Origin of the sequence: Stenotrophomonas sp. 57 (assembly GCF_030291075.1) — a bacterium.
In the GTDB taxonomy this organism is placed as follows: Bacteria; Pseudomonadota; Gammaproteobacteria; order Xanthomonadales; family Xanthomonadaceae; genus Stenotrophomonas.
The window spans coordinates 1,202,884-1,226,788 of sequence record NZ_CP127407.1; the positions used below are offsets into that span (position 1 = coordinate 1,202,884).

General features: G+C 64.6%; 20 protein-coding genes and 1 tRNA gene. 13 read left to right on the plus strand and 8 right to left on the minus strand.

Annotation, left to right across the window (positions count from 1 at the left end; all coding sequences use genetic code 11):
* Window positions 1-25: 25 nt before the first annotated feature.
* From QP512_RS05550 to QP512_RS05575, 6 genes are all read left to right on the plus strand, one after another.
* A complete protein-coding gene (locus tag QP512_RS05550; RefSeq protein WP_286071258.1) occupies window positions 26-973 on the plus strand; it encodes a bifunctional riboflavin kinase/FAD synthetase in 948 nt (315 codons plus the stop codon).
* The gene (ileS, locus tag QP512_RS05555; RefSeq protein ID WP_286071259.1) at window positions 970-3,801 is read left to right on the plus strand and encodes an isoleucine--tRNA ligase; all 2,832 of its coding nucleotides are present in this window, start codon (window positions 970-972) and stop codon (window positions 3,799-3,801) included. The genes QP512_RS05550 and ileS overlap by 4 nt, the downstream gene beginning before the upstream one ends.
* Window positions 3,801-4,325 (plus strand): signal peptidase II, encoded by a 525-nt coding sequence (gene lspA, locus QP512_RS05560; RefSeq protein ID WP_006424833.1) that lies wholly within the window; start codon window positions 3,801-3,803, stop codon window positions 4,323-4,325. The genes ileS and lspA overlap by 1 nt, the downstream gene beginning before the upstream one ends.
* Window positions 4,326-4,352: 27 nt before the next feature.
* Window positions 4,353-5,303: a 4-hydroxy-3-methylbut-2-enyl diphosphate reductase gene (ispH, locus tag QP512_RS05565; RefSeq protein WP_286071260.1), complete on the plus strand. Its 951-nt coding sequence runs from the start codon at window positions 4,353-4,355 to the stop codon at window positions 5,301-5,303.
* Between the two features lie 228 nt (window positions 5,304-5,531).
* Entirely contained in the window at window positions 5,532-7,415 is a 1,884-nt protein-coding gene (locus tag QP512_RS05570) for a peptidase M61 (protein WP_286071261.1), read from the plus strand.
* Window positions 7,412-8,107, plus strand: a complete 696-nt coding sequence (locus tag QP512_RS05575; protein ID WP_286071262.1) for a lysoplasmalogenase — start codon at window positions 7,412-7,414, stop codon at window positions 8,105-8,107. Before QP512_RS05570 ends, QP512_RS05575 begins: the two co-directional genes overlap by 4 nt.
* A gap of 22 nt (window positions 8,108-8,129) precedes the next feature.
* Here QP512_RS05575 and QP512_RS05580 read toward each other — a convergent pair whose 3' ends face one another.
* Genes QP512_RS05580 through QP512_RS05600 form a run of 5 tightly spaced genes read right to left on the minus strand, consistent with a single transcriptional unit; the run spans window position 8,130 to window position 14,143 of the window.
* The gene (locus QP512_RS05580) at window positions 8,130-8,849 is read right to left on the minus strand and encodes a hypothetical protein (RefSeq protein WP_286071263.1); all 720 of its coding nucleotides are present in this window, start codon (window positions 8,847-8,849) and stop codon (window positions 8,130-8,132) included.
* Window positions 8,846-9,802: a hypothetical protein gene (locus QP512_RS05585; protein WP_286071264.1), complete on the minus strand. Its 957-nt coding sequence runs from the start codon at window positions 9,800-9,802 to the stop codon at window positions 8,846-8,848. Before QP512_RS05585 ends, QP512_RS05580 begins: the two co-directional genes overlap by 4 nt.
* A gap of 47 nt (window positions 9,803-9,849) precedes the next feature.
* Window positions 9,850-12,636 carry a TonB-dependent receptor gene (locus tag QP512_RS05590; RefSeq protein WP_286071994.1) on the minus strand — a complete coding sequence of 929 codons (2,787 nt, stop codon included), beginning with the start codon at window positions 12,634-12,636 and terminating at the stop codon, window positions 9,850-9,852.
* Between the two features lie 14 nt (window positions 12,637-12,650).
* Entirely contained in the window at window positions 12,651-13,619 is a 969-nt protein-coding gene (locus QP512_RS05595; protein WP_286071265.1) for a FecR domain-containing protein, read from the minus strand.
* A complete protein-coding gene (locus QP512_RS05600) occupies window positions 13,616-14,143 on the minus strand; it encodes an RNA polymerase sigma factor (RefSeq protein WP_286071266.1) in 528 nt (175 codons plus the stop codon). Before QP512_RS05600 ends, QP512_RS05595 begins: the two co-directional genes overlap by 4 nt.
* A gap of 236 nt (window positions 14,144-14,379) precedes the next feature.
* On the opposite strand from QP512_RS05600, the gene QP512_RS05605 reads away from it, so the two are divergent.
* The 6 genes from QP512_RS05605 to QP512_RS05630 all read left to right on the plus strand — a co-directional run bounded on the left by QP512_RS05605 (window position 14,380) and on the right by QP512_RS05630 (window position 20,673).
* Entirely contained in the window at window positions 14,380-17,247 is a 2,868-nt protein-coding gene (locus tag QP512_RS05605; RefSeq protein ID WP_286071267.1) for an autotransporter outer membrane beta-barrel domain-containing protein, read from the plus strand.
* A gap of 97 nt (window positions 17,248-17,344) precedes the next feature.
* Window positions 17,345-18,349 (plus strand): 2-hydroxyacid dehydrogenase, encoded by a 1,005-nt coding sequence (locus tag QP512_RS05610; RefSeq protein ID WP_286071268.1) that lies wholly within the window; start codon window positions 17,345-17,347, stop codon window positions 18,347-18,349.
* Between the two features lie 194 nt (window positions 18,350-18,543).
* Window positions 18,544-18,810, plus strand: coding sequence for a hypothetical protein (locus tag QP512_RS05615; protein ID WP_286071269.1), 267 nt, complete (start codon window positions 18,544-18,546; stop codon window positions 18,808-18,810).
* 58 nt (window positions 18,811-18,868) lie between these two features.
* Window positions 18,869-18,944: transfer RNA gene (locus QP512_RS05620), tRNA-Thr, on the plus strand.
* Between the two features lie 252 nt (window positions 18,945-19,196).
* Window positions 19,197-20,156 carry an RHS repeat-associated core domain-containing protein gene (locus tag QP512_RS05625; protein WP_286071270.1) on the plus strand — a complete coding sequence of 320 codons (960 nt, stop codon included), beginning with the start codon at window positions 19,197-19,199 and terminating at the stop codon, window positions 20,154-20,156.
* Window positions 20,134-20,673: a hypothetical protein gene (locus tag QP512_RS05630; protein ID WP_286071271.1), complete on the plus strand. Its 540-nt coding sequence runs from the start codon at window positions 20,134-20,136 to the stop codon at window positions 20,671-20,673. Before QP512_RS05625 ends, QP512_RS05630 begins: the two co-directional genes overlap by 23 nt.
* A gap of 415 nt (window positions 20,674-21,088) precedes the next feature.
* Here QP512_RS05630 and QP512_RS05635 read toward each other — a convergent pair whose 3' ends face one another.
* A complete protein-coding gene (locus QP512_RS05635) occupies window positions 21,089-21,562 on the minus strand; it encodes a hypothetical protein (protein ID WP_286071272.1) in 474 nt (157 codons plus the stop codon).
* A gap of 8 nt (window positions 21,563-21,570) precedes the next feature.
* A complete protein-coding gene (locus tag QP512_RS05640) occupies window positions 21,571-21,873 on the minus strand; it encodes a hypothetical protein (protein WP_286071273.1) in 303 nt (100 codons plus the stop codon).
* Between the two features lie 345 nt (window positions 21,874-22,218).
* Between QP512_RS05640 and QP512_RS05645 the strand changes: the two genes are divergently transcribed.
* The gene (locus QP512_RS05645) at window positions 22,219-23,421 is read left to right on the plus strand and encodes a site-specific integrase (RefSeq protein WP_286071274.1); all 1,203 of its coding nucleotides are present in this window, start codon (window positions 22,219-22,221) and stop codon (window positions 23,419-23,421) included.
* 5 nt (window positions 23,422-23,426) lie between these two features.
* On the opposite strand, the gene QP512_RS05650 is transcribed toward QP512_RS05645, so the two are convergent.
* On the minus strand, window positions 23,427-23,768 hold the full coding sequence (locus QP512_RS05650) for a helix-turn-helix transcriptional regulator (RefSeq protein ID WP_126927925.1): 342 nt from the start codon (window positions 23,766-23,768) through the stop codon (window positions 23,427-23,429).
* Between the last annotated feature and the right edge of the window lie 137 nt (window positions 23,769-23,905).

The following is a 23,905-nucleotide window of genomic DNA, read 5'->3' on the forward strand; positions in this document are numbered from 1 at the left end:
CCCGGTCGGGCTGGAACGAGAGTTGATGAGCAGGCTGTTCAGAAGCGTCGAGGGCAGGGAGCTGTTCCCCAACGGAAGCGTGGTCTGTATCGGTGCATTCGACGGCCTCCACCTGGGGCATCGTGCGCTGGTCCGCCACGCGGTCGCCCGCGCGCGCGCCTTGGGCGTGGCCGCGGTGGCGGTGGCCTTCGAGCCGCTGCCGCGTGAGTTCTTCGCCCAGGGCACACCACCGCCGCGGCTGACCCTGGCGCGGAGCAAGGTCGAGATCCTGCGCGAGCTTGGCGTCGATGCGGTCGGCCTGCTGCGCTTCGATGCAGCGATGGCAGCGATGCCGGCCGAGGATTTTGTCCACCGACTGCTGGCCCACCGCCTGGGCGCGCGCGAAGTCTGGATCGGGCCGGAGTTCTGCTTCGGCAACCGCCGCCGTGGCGACCTGGCCCTGCTGCAGAAGATGGGCGCCGAACTGGGCTTCACTGCTGGCGAGATCGAAGCGGTCGACCTGCATGGCGAGCGCATTTCCAGCACCCGAATCCGCCAGCTGCTGCAGGAGGGCGACTTCGCCCGTGCCAACGACCTGCTCGGCCGTCCTTACGCGATCAGCGGGCGGGTGGTGCGCGGGCGCCAGCTCGGCCGCACGCTGGGCTTCCCCACCGCCAACCTGCGTTTCCCGAAGACGCCGGCGCTGTCGGGCATCTACGCAACCTGGGTGCACGGTGTGTTCGACCAGCCGTGGCCGTCGGTCTCCAGCTTCGGCACGCGGCCGACGGTAGAGGGCGTGGAGCCACTGCTGGAAGCCCATCTGTTCGATTTCCAGGGCGACCTGTACGGGCGCCACATCGACGTGGAGTTCGTCGCCAAGCTGCGCGACGAAGAGAAATTCAATGATCTGGCGGCATTGACCGACCAGATGCACCGTGACGCCGAACAGGCGCGCGCCATCCTTTCCGAACATAGATTGCGAGCCACTGCGTGAGCCAGGACTACAAGACCACCCTGAACCTGCCAGCCACCGAATTCCCGATGCGCGGCGACCTGCCCAAGCGCGAGCCGGGCATTCTGGCGCAGTGGGAAGCGCAGGGGCTCTACCAGCAGCTGCGCGACAACGCCGCCGGCCGCCCGCTGTTCGTGCTGCACGACGGCCCGCCGTACGCCAACGGCCGCATCCACCTCGGCCACGCGGTCAACAAGATCCTGAAGGACATCATCGTCAAGTCGCGCTACCTGGCCGGCTTCGATGCGCCCTACGTGCCGGGCTGGGACTGCCATGGCCTGCCGATCGAGATCGCGGTCGAGAAGAAGTGGGGCAAGGTCGGCACCAAGCTCGACGCCGTTGAATTCCGCCAGAAGTGCCGCGAGTTCGCCGAAGAGCAGATCAACATCCAGCGCGTGGACTTCAAGCGCCTGGGCGTGACCGGCGACTGGGACAACCCGTACAAGACCCTGAGCTTCGACTTCGAAGCCAACGAGATCCGTGCGCTGGCCAAGGTCGTGGCCAACGGCCACCTGGTCCGCGGCGCCAAGCCGGTGTACTGGTGCTTCGACTGTGGCTCGGCGCTGGCCGAAGCCGAGATCGAATACCAGGAAAAGGAATCGCCCGCGATCGACGTGGCCTACGCCGCACGCGATGCGCAGGCCATCGGCCAGGCGTTCGGCGTAAGCGTGCCGGCCGACGTGGAAGTGGCGGTGCCGATCTGGACCACCACGCCGTGGACGCTGCCGGCCTCGCTGGCGGTGTCGCTGGGTGCGGAAATCAACTACGTCCTGGCCGAAGGCCCGGCCCACAACGGCAAGCGCCGTTGGCTGGTGCTGGCCGCCGCGCTGGCCGAGCGCGCGCTCCAGCGCTATGGCGTGGGCGACGTGGTGCTGCACGGTGAAACCACCGGCGCGGCGCTGGAGAACCAGCTGCTGGCGCATCCGTTCTACCCGGAACGCGGGATCCTGGTGCTCAACGGCGACCATGTGTCCGACGAGGACGGTACCGGTGCGGTGCACACTGCCCCCGGCCACGGCCAGGAAGACTTCGTGGTGAGCCAGAAGTACGGCCTGCTGGACAAGTACAACGCCGGGCAGGTCACTCCGATCGACGGCCGTGGCGTGTACCTGGAATCGACCCCGCCGGCCGGTGACGTGGTGCTGGCGGGCCAGCACCTGTGGAAGGCGCAGGAGGCCATCGTCGGCGTGCTGCGCGACAACGGTTCGCTGCTGGCCTTCCATCCGATCCGTCACAGCTACCCGCACTGCTGGCGCCACAAGACGCCGGTGGTGTTCCGCGCCACCCCGCAGTGGTTCATTTCGATGGACAAGGCCAACCTGCGCAACGATGCGCTGGCCGCCATCGACACCGTCGGCTGGTTCCCGACCTGGGGCAAGGCGCGCATCCAGAGCATGGTCGACGGTCGCCCCGACTGGACCATCTCGCGCCAGCGCACCTGGGGCGTGCCGATCGCACTGTTCACGCATCGCCAGACGGGCGAGATCCATCCGCGCTCGGTGGAGCTGATGCAGCAGGTCGCCGACCGCGTCGAAGCCGAGGGCATCGACGTCTGGTACTCGCTTGACGCCGTCGAACTGCTGGGCGCTGAAGCGGCCGACTACGAGAAGGTCACCGACATCCTCGACGTCTGGTTCGATTCGGGTGTGACCCATGAAGGCGTGCTCGCCGCGCGTGGCTTCGGCAAGCCGGCCGACCTGTACCTGGAAGGTTCGGACCAGCATCGCGGCTGGTTCCAGTCCTCGCTGCTGACCGGCGTGGCGATCGACAAGCGCGCGCCCTACAAGCAGTGCCTCACCCACGGTTTCACCGTGGACGAGCACGGCCGCAAGATGTCCAAGTCGCTGGGCAACGGCATCGAGCCGCAGGACATCATGAACAAGCTGGGCGCGGACATCCTGCGCCTGTGGATCGCCTCGGCCGACTACAGCAACGAGATGTCGCTGTCGCAGGAGATCCTCAAGCGCAACGCCGACGCCTACCGTCGCCTGCGCAACACCGCACGCTTCCTGCTCGGCAACCTGGACGGCTTCGATCCGGCCCAGCACCTGCAACCGCTCGACCAGATGGTCGCTCTGGACCGCTGGATCGTGCATCGCGCGTGGGAGCTTCAGGAGAAGATCAAGGCGGCCTACGACGGCTACAACATGGCCGAGATCGTGCAGCTGCTGCTGAACTTCTGCAGCGTGGACCTGGGCTCGCTGTACCTGGATGTGACCAAGGACCGCCTGTACACGATGCCGACCGATTCGCACGGTCGCCGCTCGGCGCAGAGCGCGATGTACCACATCGCCGAAGCGTTCACCCGCTGGGTCGCACCGATCCTGACCTTCACCGCCGACGAACTGTGGGGCTACCTGCCGGGCGAGCATGCCGGGCACGTGCTGTTCACCACCTGGTACGACGGCCTGGCGCCGCTGCCGGCCGATGCGCAGCTCAACGCGGCCGATTTCGACCAGCTGCTGGCTGTGCGCGAGCAGGTGGCCAAGGTGCTGGAACCGATGCGCGCCAACGGTGCCATCGGTGCCGCGCTGGAAGCGGAAATCACCATTGCCGCCAACGAGGAGCAGGCCGCGAAGTGGCAGCCGCTGGCCGAAGAGCTGCGCTTCCTGTTCATCAGTGGTGACGTGCAGGTGCGCCCGGCGACCACCGACGAGGTGTTCGTCAGCGCCCAGCCGACCAGCAAGGCCAAGTGCGTGCGCTGCTGGCACCACCGCGCCGATGTCGGCAGCAATGCCGATCACCCCGAACTGTGCGGCCGCTGCGTGAGCAACGTCACCGGCGCCGGCGAACTGCGGAGCTGGTTCTGATGAGCACTGCGCGCCCGCATCCGAACGCCCTGGTCTGGCTGCTGCTGTCGGTGGTCATCATCGGCCTGGACCAGTGGTCCAAGGCCTGGGTCCTGTCGAGCCTGCCGGAATTCCAGCCGGTGGTGGTCATCGACGGCTTCTGGAACTGGTACCGCACCTACAACACCGGTGCGGCATTCAGTTTCCTGAGCGACGCCGGTGGCTGGCAGAAGTACTTCTTCACCGCGCTGGCGATCGCCATCAGCGGCCTGATGGCCTGGTGGCTGCGCGGCACTGCCCGTGGCAACTGGAAGGCCGCGGTGCCGTATGCGCTGATCATCGGTGGTGCCATCGGCAACGTGATCGACCGCCAGGTGCACGGTCACGTGGTCGATTTCATCCAGTGGTACGTGGGCAGCTATACCTGGCCCTCGTTCAACATCGCCGATTCGGCCATCGTGGTCGGTGCCATCGGCATCGCCCTGTTTGGCCTGTTCGACGGCAAGTCCGCCAAAAAGGCGGATAATGCCAACCCGAAACCGTAAGCCGGCCGCCGCCGGGAGACTGAACTGATGGATGTGCTGCTCGCCAACCCGCGTGGTTTCTGTGCCGGTGTCGATCGTGCGATCGAGATCGTCAAGCGCGCGATCGAAACGCTGGGCGCGCCCATCTACGTCCGCCATGAAGTGGTGCACAACCGCTTCGTGGTCGACGACCTGAAGCAGCGCGGCGCAATCTTCGTCGAGGAACTGGACGAAGTGCCGGACAACAACACGGTGATCTTCAGCGCACATGGCGTGTCCCAGGCGGTGCGCCAGGAAGCCGAGCGCCGTGGCCTGAAGGTGTTCGACGCCACCTGCCCACTGGTGACCAAGGTCCACTTCGAAGTGGCCCGCCACTGCCGTGCCGGCCGTGACGTGGTGCTGATCGGCCACGCCGGTCACCCGGAAGTGGAAGGCACCATGGGCCAGTGGAACCGCGAAGCCGGTACCGGCCAGATCTACCTGGTCGAGGATGTGGAGCAGGTTGCGACGCTGCACATCAACCAGCCGGAAAACTTCGCTTACACCACCCAGACCACGCTGTCGGTGGACGACACGCGCGGCATCATCGATGCGCTGCGCGAGCGCTTCCCGGCGATGCAGGGCCCGAAGAACGACGACATCTGCTACGCCACGCAGAACCGCCAGGACGCCGTGCGCGACCTGGCCAAGCGCTGCGACCTGGTGCTGGTGGTGGGCTCGCCGAACAGCTCCAATTCCAACCGTCTGAGCGAACTGGCCCGCCGCGAAGGTGTGGAGTCGTACCTGATCGACGGTGCGCACGAGATCGACCCGCGCTGGGTGGAAGGCAAGCAGCACATCGGCGTCACTGCCGGTGCCTCGGCGCCGCAGGTACTGGTCGATGGCGTGCTGGCACGCCTGACCGAACTGGGCGCGACCGGCGTCGGCGAGCTGGATGGCGAACCGGAATCGATGGTGTTCGCGCTGCCGAAGGAACTGCGCCTGCGCCTGGTCGACTGACCGGACCTGACTCGGGCGGCTGCGAACCTGCGCGAGGTGGGTGCGAACCTGGGTTCGCACTGCTTCTGGATGCAGCCCATCCACGCATGGCGTGGATCTGCCGCTCACGGCCTTGTTGCCGGGTTTGCCGCTTCTGGTGGGGTTTGGGCGCCCCATGACCTTTGGCCATGGGGCAGGGCACTCTACAGGCCTAGCATCGGAGGATTCTCCGTTGTTGGATGCTGCCCGATGAAGACCCGTGCCCTGGTGATGTCCCTGCTGTTCGCGCTGGCGGCCACGCCTGCACTGGCGCAGACCTCGCCACCGGCCAACGCGGCGGCGCCCGGCCTGCTGCGCATCGACGTGGATGCACGCGACCTCGCGCGCCGCATCTTCAAGGTCACCGCCACCGTGCCGGCCAAGCCGGGTCCGATGACCCTGCTGTACCCGCAGTGGATTCCCGGCAACCATTCGCCCACCGGCCCGATCGACAAACTGGCGGGCCTGCGCGTCACCGCCAACGGCAAGCCGCTGGCCTGGCAGCGTGACCAGTTCAACGTCTATGCGTTCAAGGTGGACGTGCCCGAGGGCGTCAGCGAGATCGTCGCGCACTTCGACTTCCTGTCCTCGCAGGGCGGCAGCCAGGGGCGGGTGGTGATGACGCCGGAAATGCTCAACCTGCAGTGGAACGCCAACTCGCTGTACCCGGCCGGTGTCGATGCGCGCCAGCTGCAGACGCAGGCCAGCGTGATCCTGCCCAAGGGCTGGTCGTTCGCCACCGCACTGGAAACCGCGCATCGCGACGGCGACACGGTGGTGTTCAAGCCGATTTCCTACGACCATCTGGTCGACTCGCCGCTGTTCGCTGGCGAGCATTACCAGCGCATCGATCTTGATCCCGGCGCGAAGGTGCCGGTGCACCTCAATGTGTTCGCCGACGAGGCCAAGTCGCTGAAGCCGACCGATGCGCAGATCAGCCTGCACCGCGCGCTGGTGCAGCAGGCCGACAAGCTCTATGGCGCGCGTCACTACAACCATTATGAATTCCTGCTGGCGTTGACCGACCGCCTCGGCGGCATCGGCCTGGAGCATCACCGCTCCAGCGAGAACAGTGCCGATCCGGGCTATTTCACCGAATGGGACAGCAACGCCTGGATGCGTGACCTGTTGCCGCACGAATACACCCATTCCTGGAACGGCAAGTACCGCCGTGGCGCCGACCTGGCCACCGCCAACTTCAACGTGCCGATGGGCGACAGCCTGCTGTGGGTGTACGAGGGGCAGACCCAGTTCTGGGGCCAGGTGCTGGCGGCGCGTTCGGGGCTGTGGTCGAGCGCGCAGGCGCGCGACATGCTGGCCAATGTGGCCGCGACCTATGACCGTGGCCGCCCGGGGCTGGCCTGGCGCCCACTGCAGGACACCACCAACGACCCGACCATCGCCCAGCGCCGCACGTTGCCGTACCGCAACTACCAGATGAGCGAGGACTATTACTCCGGCGGCCAGATGCTGTGGCTTGAAGTGGAAGGCAAGTTGCGTGAGTTGAGCGGCAACCGTCGCAGCCTGGATGACTTCGCGCGTGCATTCTTCGGCGTCGGCAATGGCGACTGGGACGTCAACACATACACCTTCGATGACGTGGTCGCGACCTTGAACGGCATCGCACCGTACGACTGGGCAAGCTTCCTCCGTGGCCGCCTGGACGGCCATGGTCCGTTGACCGGTGGCCTGGAGGCGGCCGGCTGGAGGCTGGTCTACCGCGACACCCCGAACGATGCCTACAAGGCACAGGAAAAACGCGCCAAGGCGGCACTGCTCGCCTATTCGCTGGGCGCGACCGTACTCGACAGCGGTACGGTCGGCGATGTGATCTGGGACAGCCCGGCGTTCAACGCCGGTCTTGCACCGGGCATGAAGGTGATCGCGGTTGGCGGCCGTGAGTACAGCAGCCAGCGCTTGAAGGACGCGGTGGCTGCGGCAGCGAAGGACAAGGCGCCGATCGTGCTGCTGGTGAAGCAGTTCGACCGCATCGAAACGATGAGCATCGTCTACCACGGTGGCCTGCAGTACCCGGTGCTGGAGCGTATCGCCGGCAAGCCTGACCGCCTCGCAGAATTGTGGAAGGCGCGATGAAGCCGCGCGCCCGCGATGGCGTGATCCTGCTGATGGCGATCCTGGCCATCGTCGGTGCGTTCCTGCACGGTGACGGGCGCTGGCTGCACTGGCTGGCCAAGCCGACCACCACGCTGCTGATCGCTGCCATCGTCTGGCGCGTGCATGATCCCACGCAGCCGTTCTATCGACGCGCGGTGCTGGCCGGCATGCTGCTGTCGTGCGTGGGTGACATCGCTTTGATGCTGCCGATGGATGCGTTCGTGCCGGGGCTGGTCGCGTTCCTGCTGGCCCACCTCTGCTACATCGTGGCCTTCCGCGATGGCCTGCGTGCGGGGCGTGGGCTGTTGGCGGCCAGCGTCCTGCTGGCGACGTTTGCCGTGCTCAACGTACTTGGCCTGTGGCCGCACCTGCCCGCACCGATGCGCATTCCGGTGCTGGCGTATGTGGTGGTGCTGGCCTCGATGGCGGTGCTGGCCCTGGCACGGCAGTGGCGCAGCCCGCAGCCCGATGCCGTGGAAGCTCGAAGCGCCCGCTGGGCCGCGGCAGGTGCATTGCTGTTCGTCGCCAGCGATTCACTGCTGGCCTGGGACCGCTTCGCCGGCGGTCTGCCGCTGGCCAGCCTGCTGGTGCTGTCCACTTACTACGCTGCGCAGTACGCCATCGCCCGCTCCGTAGAGCAGAAAATGGGGACGCAGGGGATCAAGCCGTGATTGCCTTGAAGCCCATGGCGACTTAATTCCTTCCGTCCACTCTCTTGACGCTGCGCGCGATGCCCTGTGCATCGAACTGCAGGCGTGCCGATTCGCGGTCGCCTGCAACCTCGTCCGGCAGCCATACCAGCTTGCCGGCCTTGCGCACGATCACGTAGACGTGGCCGACCTCTGAAGCAGGATGCTGCAGTGCGTTGCGCTGTTCCTGCAGTGCCCGCGCCACACGTGGTACGGCATCGAAATCGATGTTGGCCAGCGGCGTGCTGCTGCGCTGCAGGCTGATGGTGGGCGCGAACTGCTGCGGGTTCACCGGGTTGCCCTTGCGCCACTGCCCGCGTTCGAAGTGGTAGCTGTCGACGTGGTCCGGCTGCTGCGGATCGACCAGGTCCAGGTTGATGCGGCCATCGTCATGGAAGTGGATGCTGTGGAACACCGTCAGCCGATGCCCGGACAAGGCAGGCAGCTGCTCCAGCGCCTGGCGCGCACCCTGCAGGTATTGGGCATCGAACAGCCGGTTGCTGCGGTCTGACACCAGGGTGGGCTGCGGCCCGGGTGCGGGTGCCAGTGATGTGGCCCGCTCGCGCGGCGGCTGCGAGGCACGTGGATCGGCCGCGCGCGGTGGCGGTACCGACGGCCTCAGTGTCTCGCCGATCGTGCCGAGGGCGCCGCCGGCCACGGCAGCCCCGGCCAGCACCAGCAGCACCAGCGAAAACACCCGCCGGGTGGAAGGGGGCTGCTTCATACCCCCTCCAGGCGCACGTTGCTGCGGTCATCCGGGTCGTACAGCAGCCGCACGTGTTCGCGCGGAATGTTGGCCAGTTCAATCAGCGGGATGAAGCGGCGCACGCGGGCCTGCTGCAGGTTGCCTTCGCGGTCGATGTATTCCAGCTGGAACTCCACCTGCGGCTGCTCGTTGAGGTAGGTGCCGGTCTGGCGCACCTTCAGTACCCGGGCCTCCACACCGATGCCGCGATACTTCAGCGCATCACCGCGGGCATCGGCGTGCAGCATGCGGCCAAGCAGGCGCAGCCCCAGCATGTAGCCACACAGCACCAGTGGGCACACGAGCAGCGGGTGGCCGAAGGACAGGAAGGTCCAGCCAAGGCCCTCGCTCTGCAGCCGGTAGGCCGCCACATAGGCCGCAGCTACCAGGACGATGCCGATCGCAGCGCCGATGCTCCGCCGCCACAGGCTGGCGATATCCAGTTCGGGCTGGGCACCCTCCAGCACCACGTTCGGGAACGCGCCCGGCATCCGGCTCAGGCGTGCATCGACGTGCCTTCCGACGCCGTAGCGCTGCAGCTGCGGCTTGCTGTCGACCACCAGCAGCTGTTCGCTGATCGGCGTGCCCGACAGGTTCCGGAAGGACAGCTGCAGCTTCCATTGTGCGAATCCGCGCACGTGCACACCGGTCTGCTCGGCGTGTTCGATCAGCGCATCGCGTGGTTCGCCATCGGCAAGGATCGACCGCACGCGATGGAGGGCGCGCGGCGGGCCGAGCAGCAGGAAATGCAGGAAGGCGAACAGCAGAGACAGCCATGCAGCCAGCGACAGCACAAGCAGCAGCAGGGACAGCCATGGCATGCTGCGATCAGCCAGCGCCACCGGCCAGGAGGTGCCGAAATAAAGGATGCAGGGGAAGGGCAACGCGAAGAACAGCAGGAACGCGCCCCAGAACCAGAGATAGGCTTTCATGGGGGGAGGTGGCAGGCTGGTGGAGCAGGCCGCTTAGCGTACTACGCTCAGCGGAACTGCAGGGTGAGCAGGTAGTAGCGGCCCAGTGGATCATCCAGGCCCGGCATCTGCCCGCCATTGCCGACCAGATAGTTCACCGGCTGCGTGTCGAGTACGTTGTGCACGTCCAGCGCTGCAACGACGCGCGGACCGAGCCGTCGTGCCAGGTGCAGGTTCCAGCGCAGCTGGCGGGGATTCATGCAGTGGTTCTGTTCGATCTGATCCTGCGGGCACTCGGCGCCGGGCAGCCATGCGCGCGTGCGGCCCACCTGGTTGCCGCGCAGGGCAATGTCCCAGTTGCTGTTCTGCCACTGCACGTTCAACACAGCGGCCATGCCGGGCGTGACGTGGCCGCGCAGGTTGATCGCCGGCTCGTGGTCGCGCCGGCGGCGCAGTTCCTGCTGATTCAGTGCATCCAGCGAGAACAGCCATTGACCATCGCTGCCGGCATCGATGCGGTACTCCCCGCGCAGCACCCAGTTGCGGGACGTGGTGCGGCCGATGTTGTCGAACGACAGGCGAAGGCTGCTCAGGTTGCCTTCGTCATCCAGTTGCCACGTATTGCGGTTCCAGACCGCATCGGAAGGCTGCAGCGCGAGGATTTCGTTGCGCAGATCGACGATGTTGTGGGTCAGCGACAATGAGAACGCATCATTGGGCGACCAGCTCGCTGCGAGCGAATGGCTGCGCGAGCTTTCCGCTTTCAGCGTGGTGTTTTCTTCCACGTCCGCGGTCACCACGCAGCGGCCGTCGGGTGTGCGTTGCGCGCACGGTGGCAGCGCCGGGGACGCGGGCAGGGTGAGGGTGCCGAACTGTCCCGGCGGGCGGCGCTGCTCGAACAGGCTGGGGGCGCGGTAACCACGCCCACTGGCCAGCAGGAACGACCACTGCGGCGAGGGCGTCCAGCGCAGGCCGGCGCGGGGCGAGAACGCCGTGTAGTCGCCGTCGCGGTCCCAGCGTGCGGCCAGGTCCATGCGCAGTTGTGGTGCAAGCGGCAGGCCCAGCTCGGCGTAGGCGCCGCCGCTCTGCCGCGACAGGCGGCGCTGTTGCTGCGGCAATCCCAGCGCCAGGTCGCCCTGGCTCAGCAACGTGTCCGGGTGCGAGGTCCAGCGCTCATGGCGCAGGTCGATACCGGTCGCCAGCTGTGCGTTTCCGCCCGGTAGGGCCACCAGCTGGCGCTGCATGCCCCACCATCCCTGCAGTTGTTCGGTCAGGCCCCGGTTGCGGATCGATGGAAACAACGTCGCCGCTTCATCCGCGGGCAGCACGTCGAATCCGGGCAGGAACCGGAGCGACTGCGCGGCCTCGATCAGGGGGACGGCGCGCACGGTGCCCGACGTGGTCAGGGTGACGTCGCTGCGCTGTGCACTGAGGCCGGCATCCCAGCTGCGACGGCCCTGGTCGTGGCCGATGCCGAAGGTGAGGTCGGCGTCGGTGGCACGCACGCGCGGGCGCACGTTGCCGGCCTCGCGCAGGACACTGTTGAAGGTGAAGCCATACAGGCCGAGTGCAACCGCGGTGGGGCCCAGGTCAAAGCGTTGCCGGTTATGGCTGGCGCGGGCCTCGGCATAGGCATAGCGCCCTTCGCCGCGCTCGTGCCGGTAGCGCAGGTAGCCCGCTGCGGTATCCGAGGCAGGCTGCAGCGAGCGCGGGCGCGCGCTGTCGAACCAGCACGCGCCATCGCGTCGCTGCAGGGGGCCATCGCAACGCTTCGCCGGCCAGTAATAGCCATCGCGGAAGGCGCCGATCAGATACTGCGACGTCTCCGCGTGCCAGTCACGCTGGTCTCCCGCCAGATGCTCGATGCGATGCAGGTCGATGCCTGCGAACCAGCGGTCACCGTTCCCGCGCAGGCCACCGGTGGCGGCCTGCACGCGGTACTGGCCGGCGTCACCACGGCTGCTCAGGCCGGTCTGCAAGGTGGCTTCGGGGCCGTCGGCCTGGTCGCGCAGGATGATGTTGACCACGCCGGACATCGCATCGGCGCCATAGATGGCCGAGGCACCGCCGCGCACCAGTTCGATGCGTTCGACAAAGCTGAGTGGAATGCCGCCCAGGTCGGTAAGTCCGCCCTGTTCCAGGGACACCATCGGGTAGCGGGGCAGGCGCCGGCCATTGACCAGGAACAGGGTGGCGCGCGGTCCCATGCCATCGAGGCTGGTGGTGGCGGCAGCCCCGACCGGCAGGTACTGCGAATCACCGCTGCGGGCGCTGCTCATCGCGGGCAGTCCGTTCATGCCCGGCAGGTGCCGCAGCAGATCGAACAGGCTGCCGTAGCCACTGCGCAGGATGTCGGCGCGATCGATCGTGGTTACCGGCAGGGTGGTCTGCACCGAGGTGCGTGGCAGCCTGCTGCCGGTGACATGGATCGGCGCCAGGTCTATCTCGGGTGGCGATTGCGGGGGCGTGCGCGGGCGGCGCACCACGACAGCGGGAACCGGCGGCACGGCGGCGGGGGCGGTGCGGATGCGGCGGACCACGAAGCCACCGGAGGGCGTACGCAGGATGGTCACGGGCATGCCGGCAACCAGCTGCTTCAGGGCCGATGCGGGATCGGCCATGCCGTGGGTGCCGTTGGCGTGGAGCTCGGCAAGCTCACGGGCATCGAACACCAGGGCGATGCCACTTTGCCGTGCCCATTGCTGCAATGCCGATGGCAACGGGCCCGCGCTGATCCGGTAGTCACGGACGGCCGTGGATTCACCGGCGGTGGCCGCAGGCAGCACCTGCACCAGCAACGCCAGGCACAGCAGGGAGCGGAGCAGCCCCCACTGCAGCGTGCCCGGTCCTGCCATCACTGCGCGCCTCCTCAGTACGTGCGGCGCAGTTCCAGCGCGCCATCCGGGCGCGTCTGGCCAGCAACGGACCAGCCCAGTTCCAGCGCCGACAGCAACTCCTGTGCGTCGCCTGCGCGGAACGTGCCACTCACCGCCAGATCGGTGATCTCCGGATCAGCGATCACCAGTGGTGTACGGCCATAGCGGTTCATGCGCTCGACCACGATCGACAGCGGTGTGGCATCGAACACCAGCTTTCCGTGCAGCCACCCCTCGGCTGCCGCCGTGGAAGACAGCGCCGGACCGGGCTGGATGCGCCCGGACGGCAGCACCTGCAACTGCTGGCCGGGCGACAGCGTGTGCTGGGCCGCGCCGTTGCTGACTTCCACCGCGCCTTCCAGCAGCGCAACTTCCACCAGGCCATCGTGCAGGCGCTCGACCTGGAAGGTCGTGCCGATATCGCGGATCGTGCTGTTGCCGGCGCGCAGCTGCAACGCCTTGCTCGAGGGCGCGACCTGCAGCTGCAGGCGGCCCCGTTCGAGGTCCAGCTCGCGATGGCGCCAGCCGAAGCGGGCGTGCAGCGTCGTGCCGGCATCGAGCGTGGCCACGCTGCCATCGGGCAGGGTCAGCTGCTGCGTCTGATGGGTGTCATTGGCGTAGCGCTGCGCGGCAGGGTTGCCATCCACCGCCACCATCCAGCCCACGCCGATGGCCAGGCAGATACCGGCGGCCGCAGCCAACGCAGGCAGCCAGCGGCGACGCGGTGGCCGCGCCGCGCGTGCCGCAGCAGTACGCAGCCACGGATCCGCGGCCAAGCCCTGGCCCTGCTGGAAAAGGTCTTCGGCCTGCACCCAGGCTTTGACGTGGGCAGGATCCTCCGCCAGCCAGTCTTCGAATGACTCGCGTTCGGCAGGGGTGCAGTCCGGGGCTTCCAGCCGCGCCACCCAGGTGCTGGCGCGTTCGAACAGCGAGGCGTCTTCCGTGTGCCGGTGGCTGCTCATTCGATATCCCTGTCGTTGTGCAGCGGATCCGGTCCCAACTCCTGGCGCAGGCCCTGCAGGGCGCGGGCGATATGTTTTTCCACGGTCTTGGCTGTAATTCCGCAGTGTCGCGCGATCTGTGTATAGCTCATGCCGGTGATCCTGTTGAGCAGGTACACCTCGCGCGCGCGCTCGGGCAGTTTGAAAAGGGCCTGCCGCAGCAGGGTCAGCATCTGCCCGGACTCTGCCTGGCGCAATGGGTCCGGCGATGGGCTGGTGGGCTCATCGTGGCCATCATGCTCGGCCAGTGACAGATGCGGTCGCGTCTGTGGCGAACGGCCGCGATCCGCCAGGCGGTTGCGGGCGATACGATACAGCAGCAGGCGCAGTTCGTCGGTCCCGTGTGCGCGATAACGGATCAGCCGTTCCATGCAGTCCTGCGCGATGTCCTCCGCATCCTCCGGGCCGACGCCGCGCGTGCGCAGGAACGCGCACAGCGGCGTGCGTTCCTCGCGTACGAACGCGATGAAGGCGTCCGTTGGCACAGGCGGCTCCGGCGCGCGGTGGAGAAGGGGGGACGGGGCGGACAGGACAGGCCTCGGCGGACATTGGCGGATGCGTCATCGAGTTTTACGCGACGATGACCGGATGGGGAAGAGTGTGCAGCACGCGCTGTCACATTGTGAATGCATTCATTTTTCTACGCCAGATGCGCTGGGGGAGATCCCGCCGCTCGGCCGTTTGGCTCTGGACCCGCGTGTTGCGGGTGGAGAGAGAACACATGAAGTATTCGAAGTTGAGCCTGGCCCTGGCCGGGCTGATGGGCGTTGGCACCCTCGCGGCGACTGATGACGTCATGGCAATGAGTTATCACGTGCAGGGCGATCGCATCTTCCTGAGTGGCGGGGTGACCTATGCCGACGTGGTGTCGCTGCCCGCATTGCTGGCCAAGGCGCAGGCCGAGGGCCGCCCGATCCGTGAGGTAGTGCTGCGCACGTCCAATGGTGGCGCGTTGATCGCCGGCGAGTGGCTGCAGGGCATCATCCGCACTTCCGGACTGAACACCATCGTCTCCGGCCACTGCATCTCGTCCTGCTCGATCATGCAGTCCGGTGGCGTCGAACGGTATCTGGCCGGCGACCTGCCGATCATCGACTCGGTGCAGATCCACGCGGCCAGCAGCGGCGGCAAGGTGATCTACACGCCGTCGCCGCGCATGACCCAGATCTATACCGGCAACTACGGTGGAGGCATGGATGCCGGTCTGCTGCACAAGGCCATGTACGAGGTGGTGCAGCCGAACGGGTTGCTGGTGTTCCGCGATCCGGCACGCGGTACCGGTCCCTCGGTCACCTTCGACCCCGACGGCAGCGGCAGCAGGCTGGAGTCGTTCCCCGGGCAGGACATCTACAGCAACAGGATCATCACTGCGAACGGCTATCGCGATCCAGGCGATACGTTGAACGTGAGTGCGAACGTGAGCGGCGACATCAATCCCGGCTACCTGCGCACCGGTCGCCAGCTGCAGACCTTCGTCGATGACGATTTCGCGCGCTGGAACACCAACTGGCAGTCCACCTACATCAACCTGGCGCAGAGCATCTACAACGCTTCCAGCAACGGTCCGCAGGGCATCGGCGCGAATTCGGTACAGGACTACCAGAACGATCCCACCTACAAGGCCCTGCTGCTGTCCAAGCTGCGCCTGGGCGACCTGGATGTGTCCACGCTGGACGACTCCATGGGCGTGATCCGCGTGACCAATGGCGCCACATGGCGGACCTCCGCGACCACCGGTGCCGACTTCATGCTGGTCGACAACGGCACCATCGCCCTGGAGGGGGGCGCGCTGCGTGCTTCGGAGGTGCGCGTGATGAGCGCCGGCATGCTGGTTGGCCACGGTGACGTGGCAGGTACCGCGATGGATCTCAGTGCACTGGCCAGCGGGACGCGACCGTCCTGGCGCGAGGATGGCTTCAACCGCCTGCGTGTCTACGGCACGCTGATGCCGCGCGGTGGCGATCTGGTCACCCACGGCTACGTCAACATCATGCCGGGCGGCAAGGTCTTGTTCGACGTCACCGAGAACGGCGGCGCCGGTAGTGGCCGCATCCGCGTGGGCAGCTTCTTCGACAGCCAGCAGACCGACGGCGCACTGGTGATCTCCAAGGGCGCCTTCCTCGAACTGAACGTGGCGCAGGGCTACTACGGCCAGGATTTCCGTCGCGATCTCGTGCAGGGCCCGATCTACCAGGGCGGGTTCGAAGAGGCCGTGCGCTTGGGCGATACCGGCTACAGCGCCAGCATCAAAGGCGGTGAGGTGTTCCGCCCACGCCACAACTCGCTGCTGAGCTTCAATGTGAAGCAGACGGCAGAAGGCCTGTGGCTGACGGCCAATCCCGGATTCGACCAGTTGGGACTGTTTGCCAACGGCACATCGGGCGACGGTCTGGGACGCGCGCTGGCGACGGCCAGCAATCGCCAGGACGATGGTCTGAAGTTGTTGCTGGGCGCACTGCAGTTCGCCGACCGTGACGTGATTGCCCAGCAGGCCGGTGTTCTGCGCGGTGACGCGCACGCCAGCCTTCGACTGGCAGACAATGCACTGGTCGGCAGCATCGGCAACGTCGTGCAACAGCACCAGGCGGCGATGCGCAGTGGCGGCGATGCAGACGGGTTGGCTTCGCAGGCCGCGCAGTCGGTGTCGGCGCAGCCGGGCATGCGCCACGGCAGCCTGTTCAACCAGCTGGCCATGCATCTGGTCGAGCCGGCGGCGGGTGGTAGCGGTGGCAGCGCTGATGCCAGCCATGGCCTGTGGGCGCGCGGGTTCGCCAGCCATGGCCGCATCGATGCCGATGGCGGCGTGGCTGGCCTGAGCCACACCGTCGGCGGCATCGTGGTCGGTGCTGACACCCGCGTGGCCGATGACCGCGTCACCCTGGGTGTCAGCGTGGCGGCGGCCGACATGTCGACCAAGGGCAGCGACGGTTCCGACTTCAGCGGTGACGTGCGCGCGCTGGATATCGGCGGGTATCTGGATGCGACCTATTCGCGCGGCTATCTGTCGGCAGCGGTGCGCTATACCGATCTGCGTCACGACACCCGACGCAGCGTGAGTGGTATCGACGGCCTGCAGCAGCCGCTGCGTGCCAAGTACAACAACGATGCAGTTTCCGCGCGGGTTGAGCACGCGTTCTCCTTCACCACCGGCAAGGGCCTGGTGATCCAGCCGCTGCTGCCGGTGGTGGATTACGCGCGCACTTCGGCCACGCGCTTCAATGAAGGGCAGGGCGCCGGAGCACTGATCGGTCGCAGCGGGAGCCTGGAAAGCATCCGCGTGGGTGCGGGCCTGCAGCTGTTCAAGACGTTCGAAGGCAACAACGGCGAGCGCATCACCCCGCGCGCCCGGGTGGTCTGGCAGAAGGAGCTGGGCGATTCGCAGGCCCGTTACAGCACCGGTTTTGCTGCAGCACCGGACCTGGTGTTCGGCGCCAGCAGCCAGGCGGTGGGCGAGCAGGTGCTGGCCTGGAACCTGGGCGTGACCAGCCGCGCCAGCGAACGGTTGTCGATCATGGCCGACTATGTGGGCGAGCGCCGGGACGGGCAGATCCAGAACGGCGTGATGCTGGGCCTGGGCTACCGGTTCTGAGTGGCACGTGGCACCGGCGATGTCCGCATCGCCGGTGCCATCCCAACGCGGGCGCAGCTGCGGTATGGTCGGCAGGGCATTCCACCCAGGCCCGACCATGCAGATCGCCGTCTTCAGTGCCCGTCCCTACGACCGTCGTTTCCTTGATGAGGCCAACCAGCGCGATGCGTGTGGGGACGGCTTTGCCTTCGTGTACTTCGATGTGGCGCTGGACGTGCATACGGCGGCGCTGGCACAGGACTGCGCAGCGGTCTGCGTGTTCGTCAACGACCGGCTGGATGCACCGGTGCTGCATGCGCTGCATGCGTTGGGTGTGCGCGCGGTGCTGCTGCGCTGTGCGGGCTTCAACAATGCGGACCTGGCCGCCGCGAAAGCGCTGGACCTGTTCGTTGCGCGGGTGCCTGCGTACTCGCCCGAAGCCGTGGCCGAGCATGCGCTGGCGCTGGTGATGACCCTCAACCGGCAGACACACCGCGCCTACAACCGCGTGCGCGAAGGCAACTTCATGCTCGATGGCCTGCTGGGGCGTACCCTGCATGGGCGCACCGTCGGCATTGTGGGTACCGGCAAGATCGGCCTGGCCACTGCGCGCATCTTCAAGGGCATGGGTTGCACGGTACTGGGGCATGACCCGTATGCGTCGCCAACCTTCGTCGGCGTGGGCGACATGGTGGGGTTGGACGAACTGCTGGCGCGCGCCGACATCGTCTCGCTGCACTGCCCGCTGACACCCGAAACCCAGCACCTGATCAACGACGCCTCGCTGGCGCGGATGAAGCCGGGTGCGATGCTGGTCAATACCTCGCGCGGGGCACTGGTGGACACCCATGCGGTGATCCGCGCGCTGAAGTCGCGCCGGCTCGGCCACCTGGCCATCGACGTGTACGAACAGGAAAGCGCGCTGTTCTTCCAGGACCTGTCCGGCGAGATCATCGACGACGAGGCCTTCCAGCGCCTGATGAACTTCCCCAACGTGCTGGTGACCGGCCACCAAGGCTTCTTCACCGTGGAGGCGCTGCAGGAGATCTCGGCCATCACGCTGGGGAACCTGAAGGATTTTGCGGCCGGACGGGTGTGCGCCAATGCAGTGGGGGCTGGCTGATCCGGCACATCGTGACTGCGACGCCTGCTTCGTCGCGCGCCATATCCCCGGATCCACACGAACGCGAGGCGTAGTCGAAGGGGGCTGGTGGCGGACGGCGATGCCAGCTTCGATGGCGGCTTCAATGGCGTCCGGATCGCATGCGATGGCGTCGAGCGCCCGTGCTGTGGCGCGGCGCGACGGCTCGAAATGTGATGCGTACCATCAAGGCGGCGAAGGGGCCGCCGACGATGCCTGTACCTATGAATAAGACGACGTTCCGAGGTGCCCTGAAGTGGGTCAACCTCATGGTAGTGCTGCTGATCATCATCCTGGCGGTCCGCTACCTGTGGAGCCGGACCACGAGCGGGCAGCTGGGCGGTATGCACGATATTGCCCTGACTGGCTTGGTGTTCTTCTGCCTGTTCTTTGTCTTCCTGGCCGTTCAGTCGATCCGCCGCGGCCGGGCGGGGCAGCGATAGACCCTGGGGGAGGCTTCAATTGACCTGCTGACCGGCACCCTCTATAATTACCTGCTAAGCCGGAATAGCTCAGTTGGTAGAGCGGCGCATTCGTAATGCGTAGGTCGCAGGTTCGACTCCTGTTTCCGGCACCATGTTTGATGAAAAGCCCCGGCCCTGGTCGGGGCTTTTTTGTGTCTGGTAGCGCCGGGCCATGCCCGGCGGAATGCGAGTTCCCCAGTAGTGCCAGTCCATGGCTGGCAGCCCCTAATTTCCGAATCTCGCGGCCAGCCCGGCTTCCCAGGCGCTTAGCGCCGCGCCCTGTTCCCGATCTGGAAACCGCACCCGGCCATTCCTGTGCTATGAATACACGGCCTTGCTTCAAGGCACTTTCAGGGATTGGAAGGATGCGCAGGTTCGGGGGAACTGCAGGCGGTGTGTCGACCCGCTTCAGAGGATTTGAAGATCGAATTCGGAAGCTGGGGGCATTGGGCGCCTGGCTGTGCTGCGTGCTGCTCATTGGCCTTGGCCTGTCGCCAGCGGTAGTCGCACAGACGACGGTCACCTACATCCACACGGACGCGCTGGGCTCTGTTGTGGCTGAGAGCGATGCCAACGGCAATGTGATCAAGCGCTACGACTACGAGCCCTACGGTGCCGTGATCGGTGGTCCGGTTACGGATGGACCGGGGTATACCGGGCACGTAAGTGACTCGGCGACCGGACTGAGTTACATGCAGCAGCGCTACATGGATCCGCAGTTGGGTGTGTTCCTGTCTGTTGATCCGGTGACGGCGTATCAGAAACCGGTTGAGCAGTTCAATCGGTACCGATATGCCAACGGGAATCCTTACAAATTCACCGATCCTGATGGACGGGCCGTCACGTGTGATGAAAAGCGGTGTGCTGGTGAGGTCAATACCATAGCCGATGCTCTAGCTCTTCCTGTCATTCTAACGGTGGCCTACGGCGGTCGGTTGCTTTCAAACCTGATCGATACGGTTCAACGAAATGAGTCGGCTGATCCGTCCGGCTCCACAGCAGCCCCCACAGGCACGAAGCCACCGGCATTGCCAGTGGATCTGGTAGGTGATCAGAGCAGCCCCTTGGCAGGGTCGAATAAGAACGGCACGCGGCATACAAGTGGCAATCTGAAGCCGGAGTTCGGTGGCACCGGGAACTACGACGAAGACCTCAAGACTCTCGCCGGAGAAACAAGGCCCGCGGTTCGCGGGGACAGCGCTCCTCCTGGAGCACAGATCGGAGAGAATGGCGTCTTTGGTCGCCAGACGAACAGCTCGGGCGGCAAGAGTATCGACATCCCGGCAAATGGTGACAAGCCACATGAAACCCTACACTACGATTGAAGTACTTCCGGACGACACGCGTTATTTGCCGATGCAGTGGAATGGTGCGAAGCCGAGTGAAGTGGCTCAGCTGCTCCAGGGGCGTCGGCTTCTGGCTTGCAGGTTTCCCTCTACGCAGACGGCGAACCTAGCTTGGCAGGTAGTCTTCAGCTTTGATTCCAATGTGTCTCTTGAAGTTACATCGTCCAGTACCGTTGTTCAAGGATGGGACGAATTTGGAACCATTAATGTTGAGATTTTGTCGAGTGCTCTGACTGAATCGGAATGTGAGTGGGTCAATCTAGAGCTTTCGGAAGCACTTGACGTTACGTGTGTTGAAGTCGTTCGCTGGCAAGGTGCTGGATTGATCGTTGACTCTGGTATTCGCCTGCGCTTCTCTGATGACCGTATCCTCTCAGTCGTTGCGGTGGACGTGCCGGGTGCACTGCTCTTGACTTTGCCGGGAGATGTAGCCCCCCGTTCGTGGCAATTTCCGGCAAATGACTACGTCTACGTATCGATTGAAGAGGTGGGCTGATTCTTTCACTGGGTGTGCCCAATCGTCTCAGTCATGTCTGCCGCCCGACAATGCGTAGGTCGCAGATTCAACTCCTGTTTCCGGCACCAGTTGCATGAAAAGCCCCGACCCAGGTCGGGGTTTTTTGTTGGTGGCGGGACGGAACCCATTGATTGGTGAGGAGATGCTCGCAACACATTGCTGGTTGGCTGCCACAACTACTAGATGTGGATGCATCGCGTCCATGGTGAAGCCACAGATTGGTGCTGATCACTCGGCTTCCTTGCCACTTAGGCACACATCCTGATGTGGTCGCTGCACTAGTGCCGATTGCGTTGGGCGCTATCTTACTAGTGCGCTAAATTGTGAGCGGTGAAGCGCCAGCGCAGAGCACTGGCGCGTTCTCTGTCAGTGAATGGATGCAGGTTAGACGGCGCTAGCTCCCGCGCTCCGGATTTTCCCACTCTTCATACACGTTGAGTATCGGCCTGTGGGGGCTGGTAATGGGATCGAAACGATGTTTCAACTCTTCGTTCTGCACAAGTCGACGAATCTCAATTTGGTAGTTTTTTTTGAATCTGCCTTTGTCTACCTTTCCATCGATGTATTTCGAGCACGCATGATCATACGCATTAATAAGTGATTGTTCGGCCGATCCAAGGATGATCCGCTGTTTATCTAGTGTTGATTTTTCCACTGCATCCAAGGCCCCGCTTTCCTCTTTAGCTATTAGTGCCGTCAAGGAAAGTGCTATGTCATTAAGGCGAGCCTTGGCATTTTCTATTGAATTTGAAATTTCTGTTTCCGTAGTGGCGCTCTGAAGTTTGAATGTTCTGCTGCTTGAACGTTTTGCTATGATGATCGCTGCAATGGAGGTTGCTAGGCTTGCTGCTGAGATCCCGTCGCTCAAGTCTATATTCATTGCTTCGCCTTCGCCTTCATGGCCTTTATCACTGCGAGTACGTCGCTGTTGTCAGATGCGGTCGATTCCGACTTTGGATAGGAGGCCGACTCGCTTAGGTCTTCGAGACTGGGCGTTGACTTTAGGAGGTCTTCCAGTTCCTCAAGTATTTTGACCTTCGTTGCTTTGTCGATCGGCTTATTGCTTTCAGTGAAAACAAGGCCATCCAATTCGGCTCGAATTATTTCTAGCTCATCTCTTTGGTTATCTGCTGATAGCAGGCGTTCAAAGTATGAGTAGACAAGTTCACTTCTTTTCATTGTTGATTGATTCCTTTCTTTTGTGAAAACATTGGATGATGCTGGTGTTGTTGTCTATATCATGCATGTTCCGCTTGGCTGCATCTGCTCGGGTACGCTCACTTACTGGAGGGGTTGGGCCTGTTGTCGTTGGATTATGCGCTGTCATCAGTGCGGGAGGTGGAGGCCGCCCCTTGGCGATTCTCCTCGGAACATATCGGCGCGGCGCCCCATAACTTAAGGGTTGCAGGCTGTCACTGCTGAGCTTTCAATGTCTAACTCTCAGCTGCGGACGATCCTCATCCAAACAACACCTCGCATCCTGTCCTAAGTTGGCTCTATCGCCACTCACGGACACCCCGCCCGATGTCATCCGCCCTCACCAAACGCATCGTTCTCAGGGCTGAACCCCGGGATCGCCCCTATGAGCTCAGGGACGCTCAGGTTCGCGGCCTGATCCTGCGTGTGCAGCCTTCAGGGCATAAGGCTTGGATCGTGACCTGGGCGCACGGTAAACGTCGTACCTTAGGTTCGGTCGAACATCTGTCACTTGATCAGGCCCGGGACCAAGCTCGGCAAGCGGTTGCTGAATACGTTCAGTCCGGATTGCCGGCGCTCGCAAAGTCCAAGCCCACTAGCTGCACGCTCGAAACATTGCTCAACGATCACTTCGAACCTTGGGCGATAGCTGAGCTCAAGGGCGGTCGTCAGTACCCAGACCGCATTCGATCAGTGTTCCCGTGGCTGTTACGCCGTCAGATCATCGAAATCGACGTGCCCACGATGGAGCGATGGTGGCGCGGGCGTGTCACTGGCCCCGATGCAGTCACCAAGGCTACCGCAGCGCGCGACTTTGCTTGCCTGCGGTCTGCCTTGTCCCGGGCTGTTGAGTGGAAGCTGATCGAAACCAATCCTTTGATGGGCATGCGTCAGCGATCAGCAGCTAGCCGCAAGGTGGTTCGGTTCCTGTCTCCGGACGAAGAAGCGATGCTCCGGGCCGCGCTCGCAGCGCGCGATCTAGCGGGGGTTGAGGGGAGGGCTAACGCGAATGCGGCCCGGCGTAAGTACCGGCAAGTGGTTCTGCCTGATCTGCCGATGGACGGCTATGTCGATCACCTGACACCGGTGGTCCTTACAGCCATCAATACCGGCATGCGGCGGGGTGAACTGTTGTCGATGACATGGGCGGACATCAACTGGGAAGCCAAGATGCTGACCATTCAGGCCGAGAACGCCAAGTCCGGTAGGCAACGTCACATCCCGCTGAATGTCGAAGCTATGGAAGTCCTGCAGCGTTGGGCTAGACAAGCGGGCGAACGCCGTGCGGGCAAGGTCTTCGACGTGACCGACATCAAGAAGGGGTGGGGAAAACTCATAGCCGATGCCCGCATTGAAGAGTTCCGCTTCCATGATCTGCGCCATCATTTCGCTTCACGCTTGGTGCGGGCAGGCGTGGACGTGAACACCGTGCGAGAGCTCTTGGGTCATGCTGACATCACCATGACTCTTCGTTACGCCCACTTGGCCCCGGACACACTGGCGGCGGCTGTCGCCAAGCTGGCGGCGTGAGCGGGCTAGCCCCTCTGCGTTCCAGCCAAACGCTCGAGCTCTTCCCGCATCCTTTGACGCTCCGCAGAGGGAAGCTTGGCGAAAGCCAAGATCGCCGCAGCTAGGTCATCGTCCTCGGCGAACAGGTAGGCGACCGGTACATCCAATGCCTTGGCCAACTCTGCAGCCTTGGTCATGTCGGCTTGGTTTCGTTCGCGCTCGTACCTGTTGATCAGCACGGCACCCCGGTTCTTGTCCTGGTCCTTATCCACCAGCGCTCCCAGCGCGCGCTGGGACAGCCCGCGCAGTGCTCGAGCTTCGGAAAGCCGCTTGGAAAACGTTGCAGTAATGACAGTGGGCGAGGGCACGCGAAGGGAACGGTCTGTGAACCTGCAGCAGCATGGGCCATATACCTGATCAGTAGAAGTCATTACCATATAAGTATATGACGCTGTGCGAGGTGTGACTGGCCGCAAGGGGTGGCCGGGCCCGTCAGCGCTCAGTC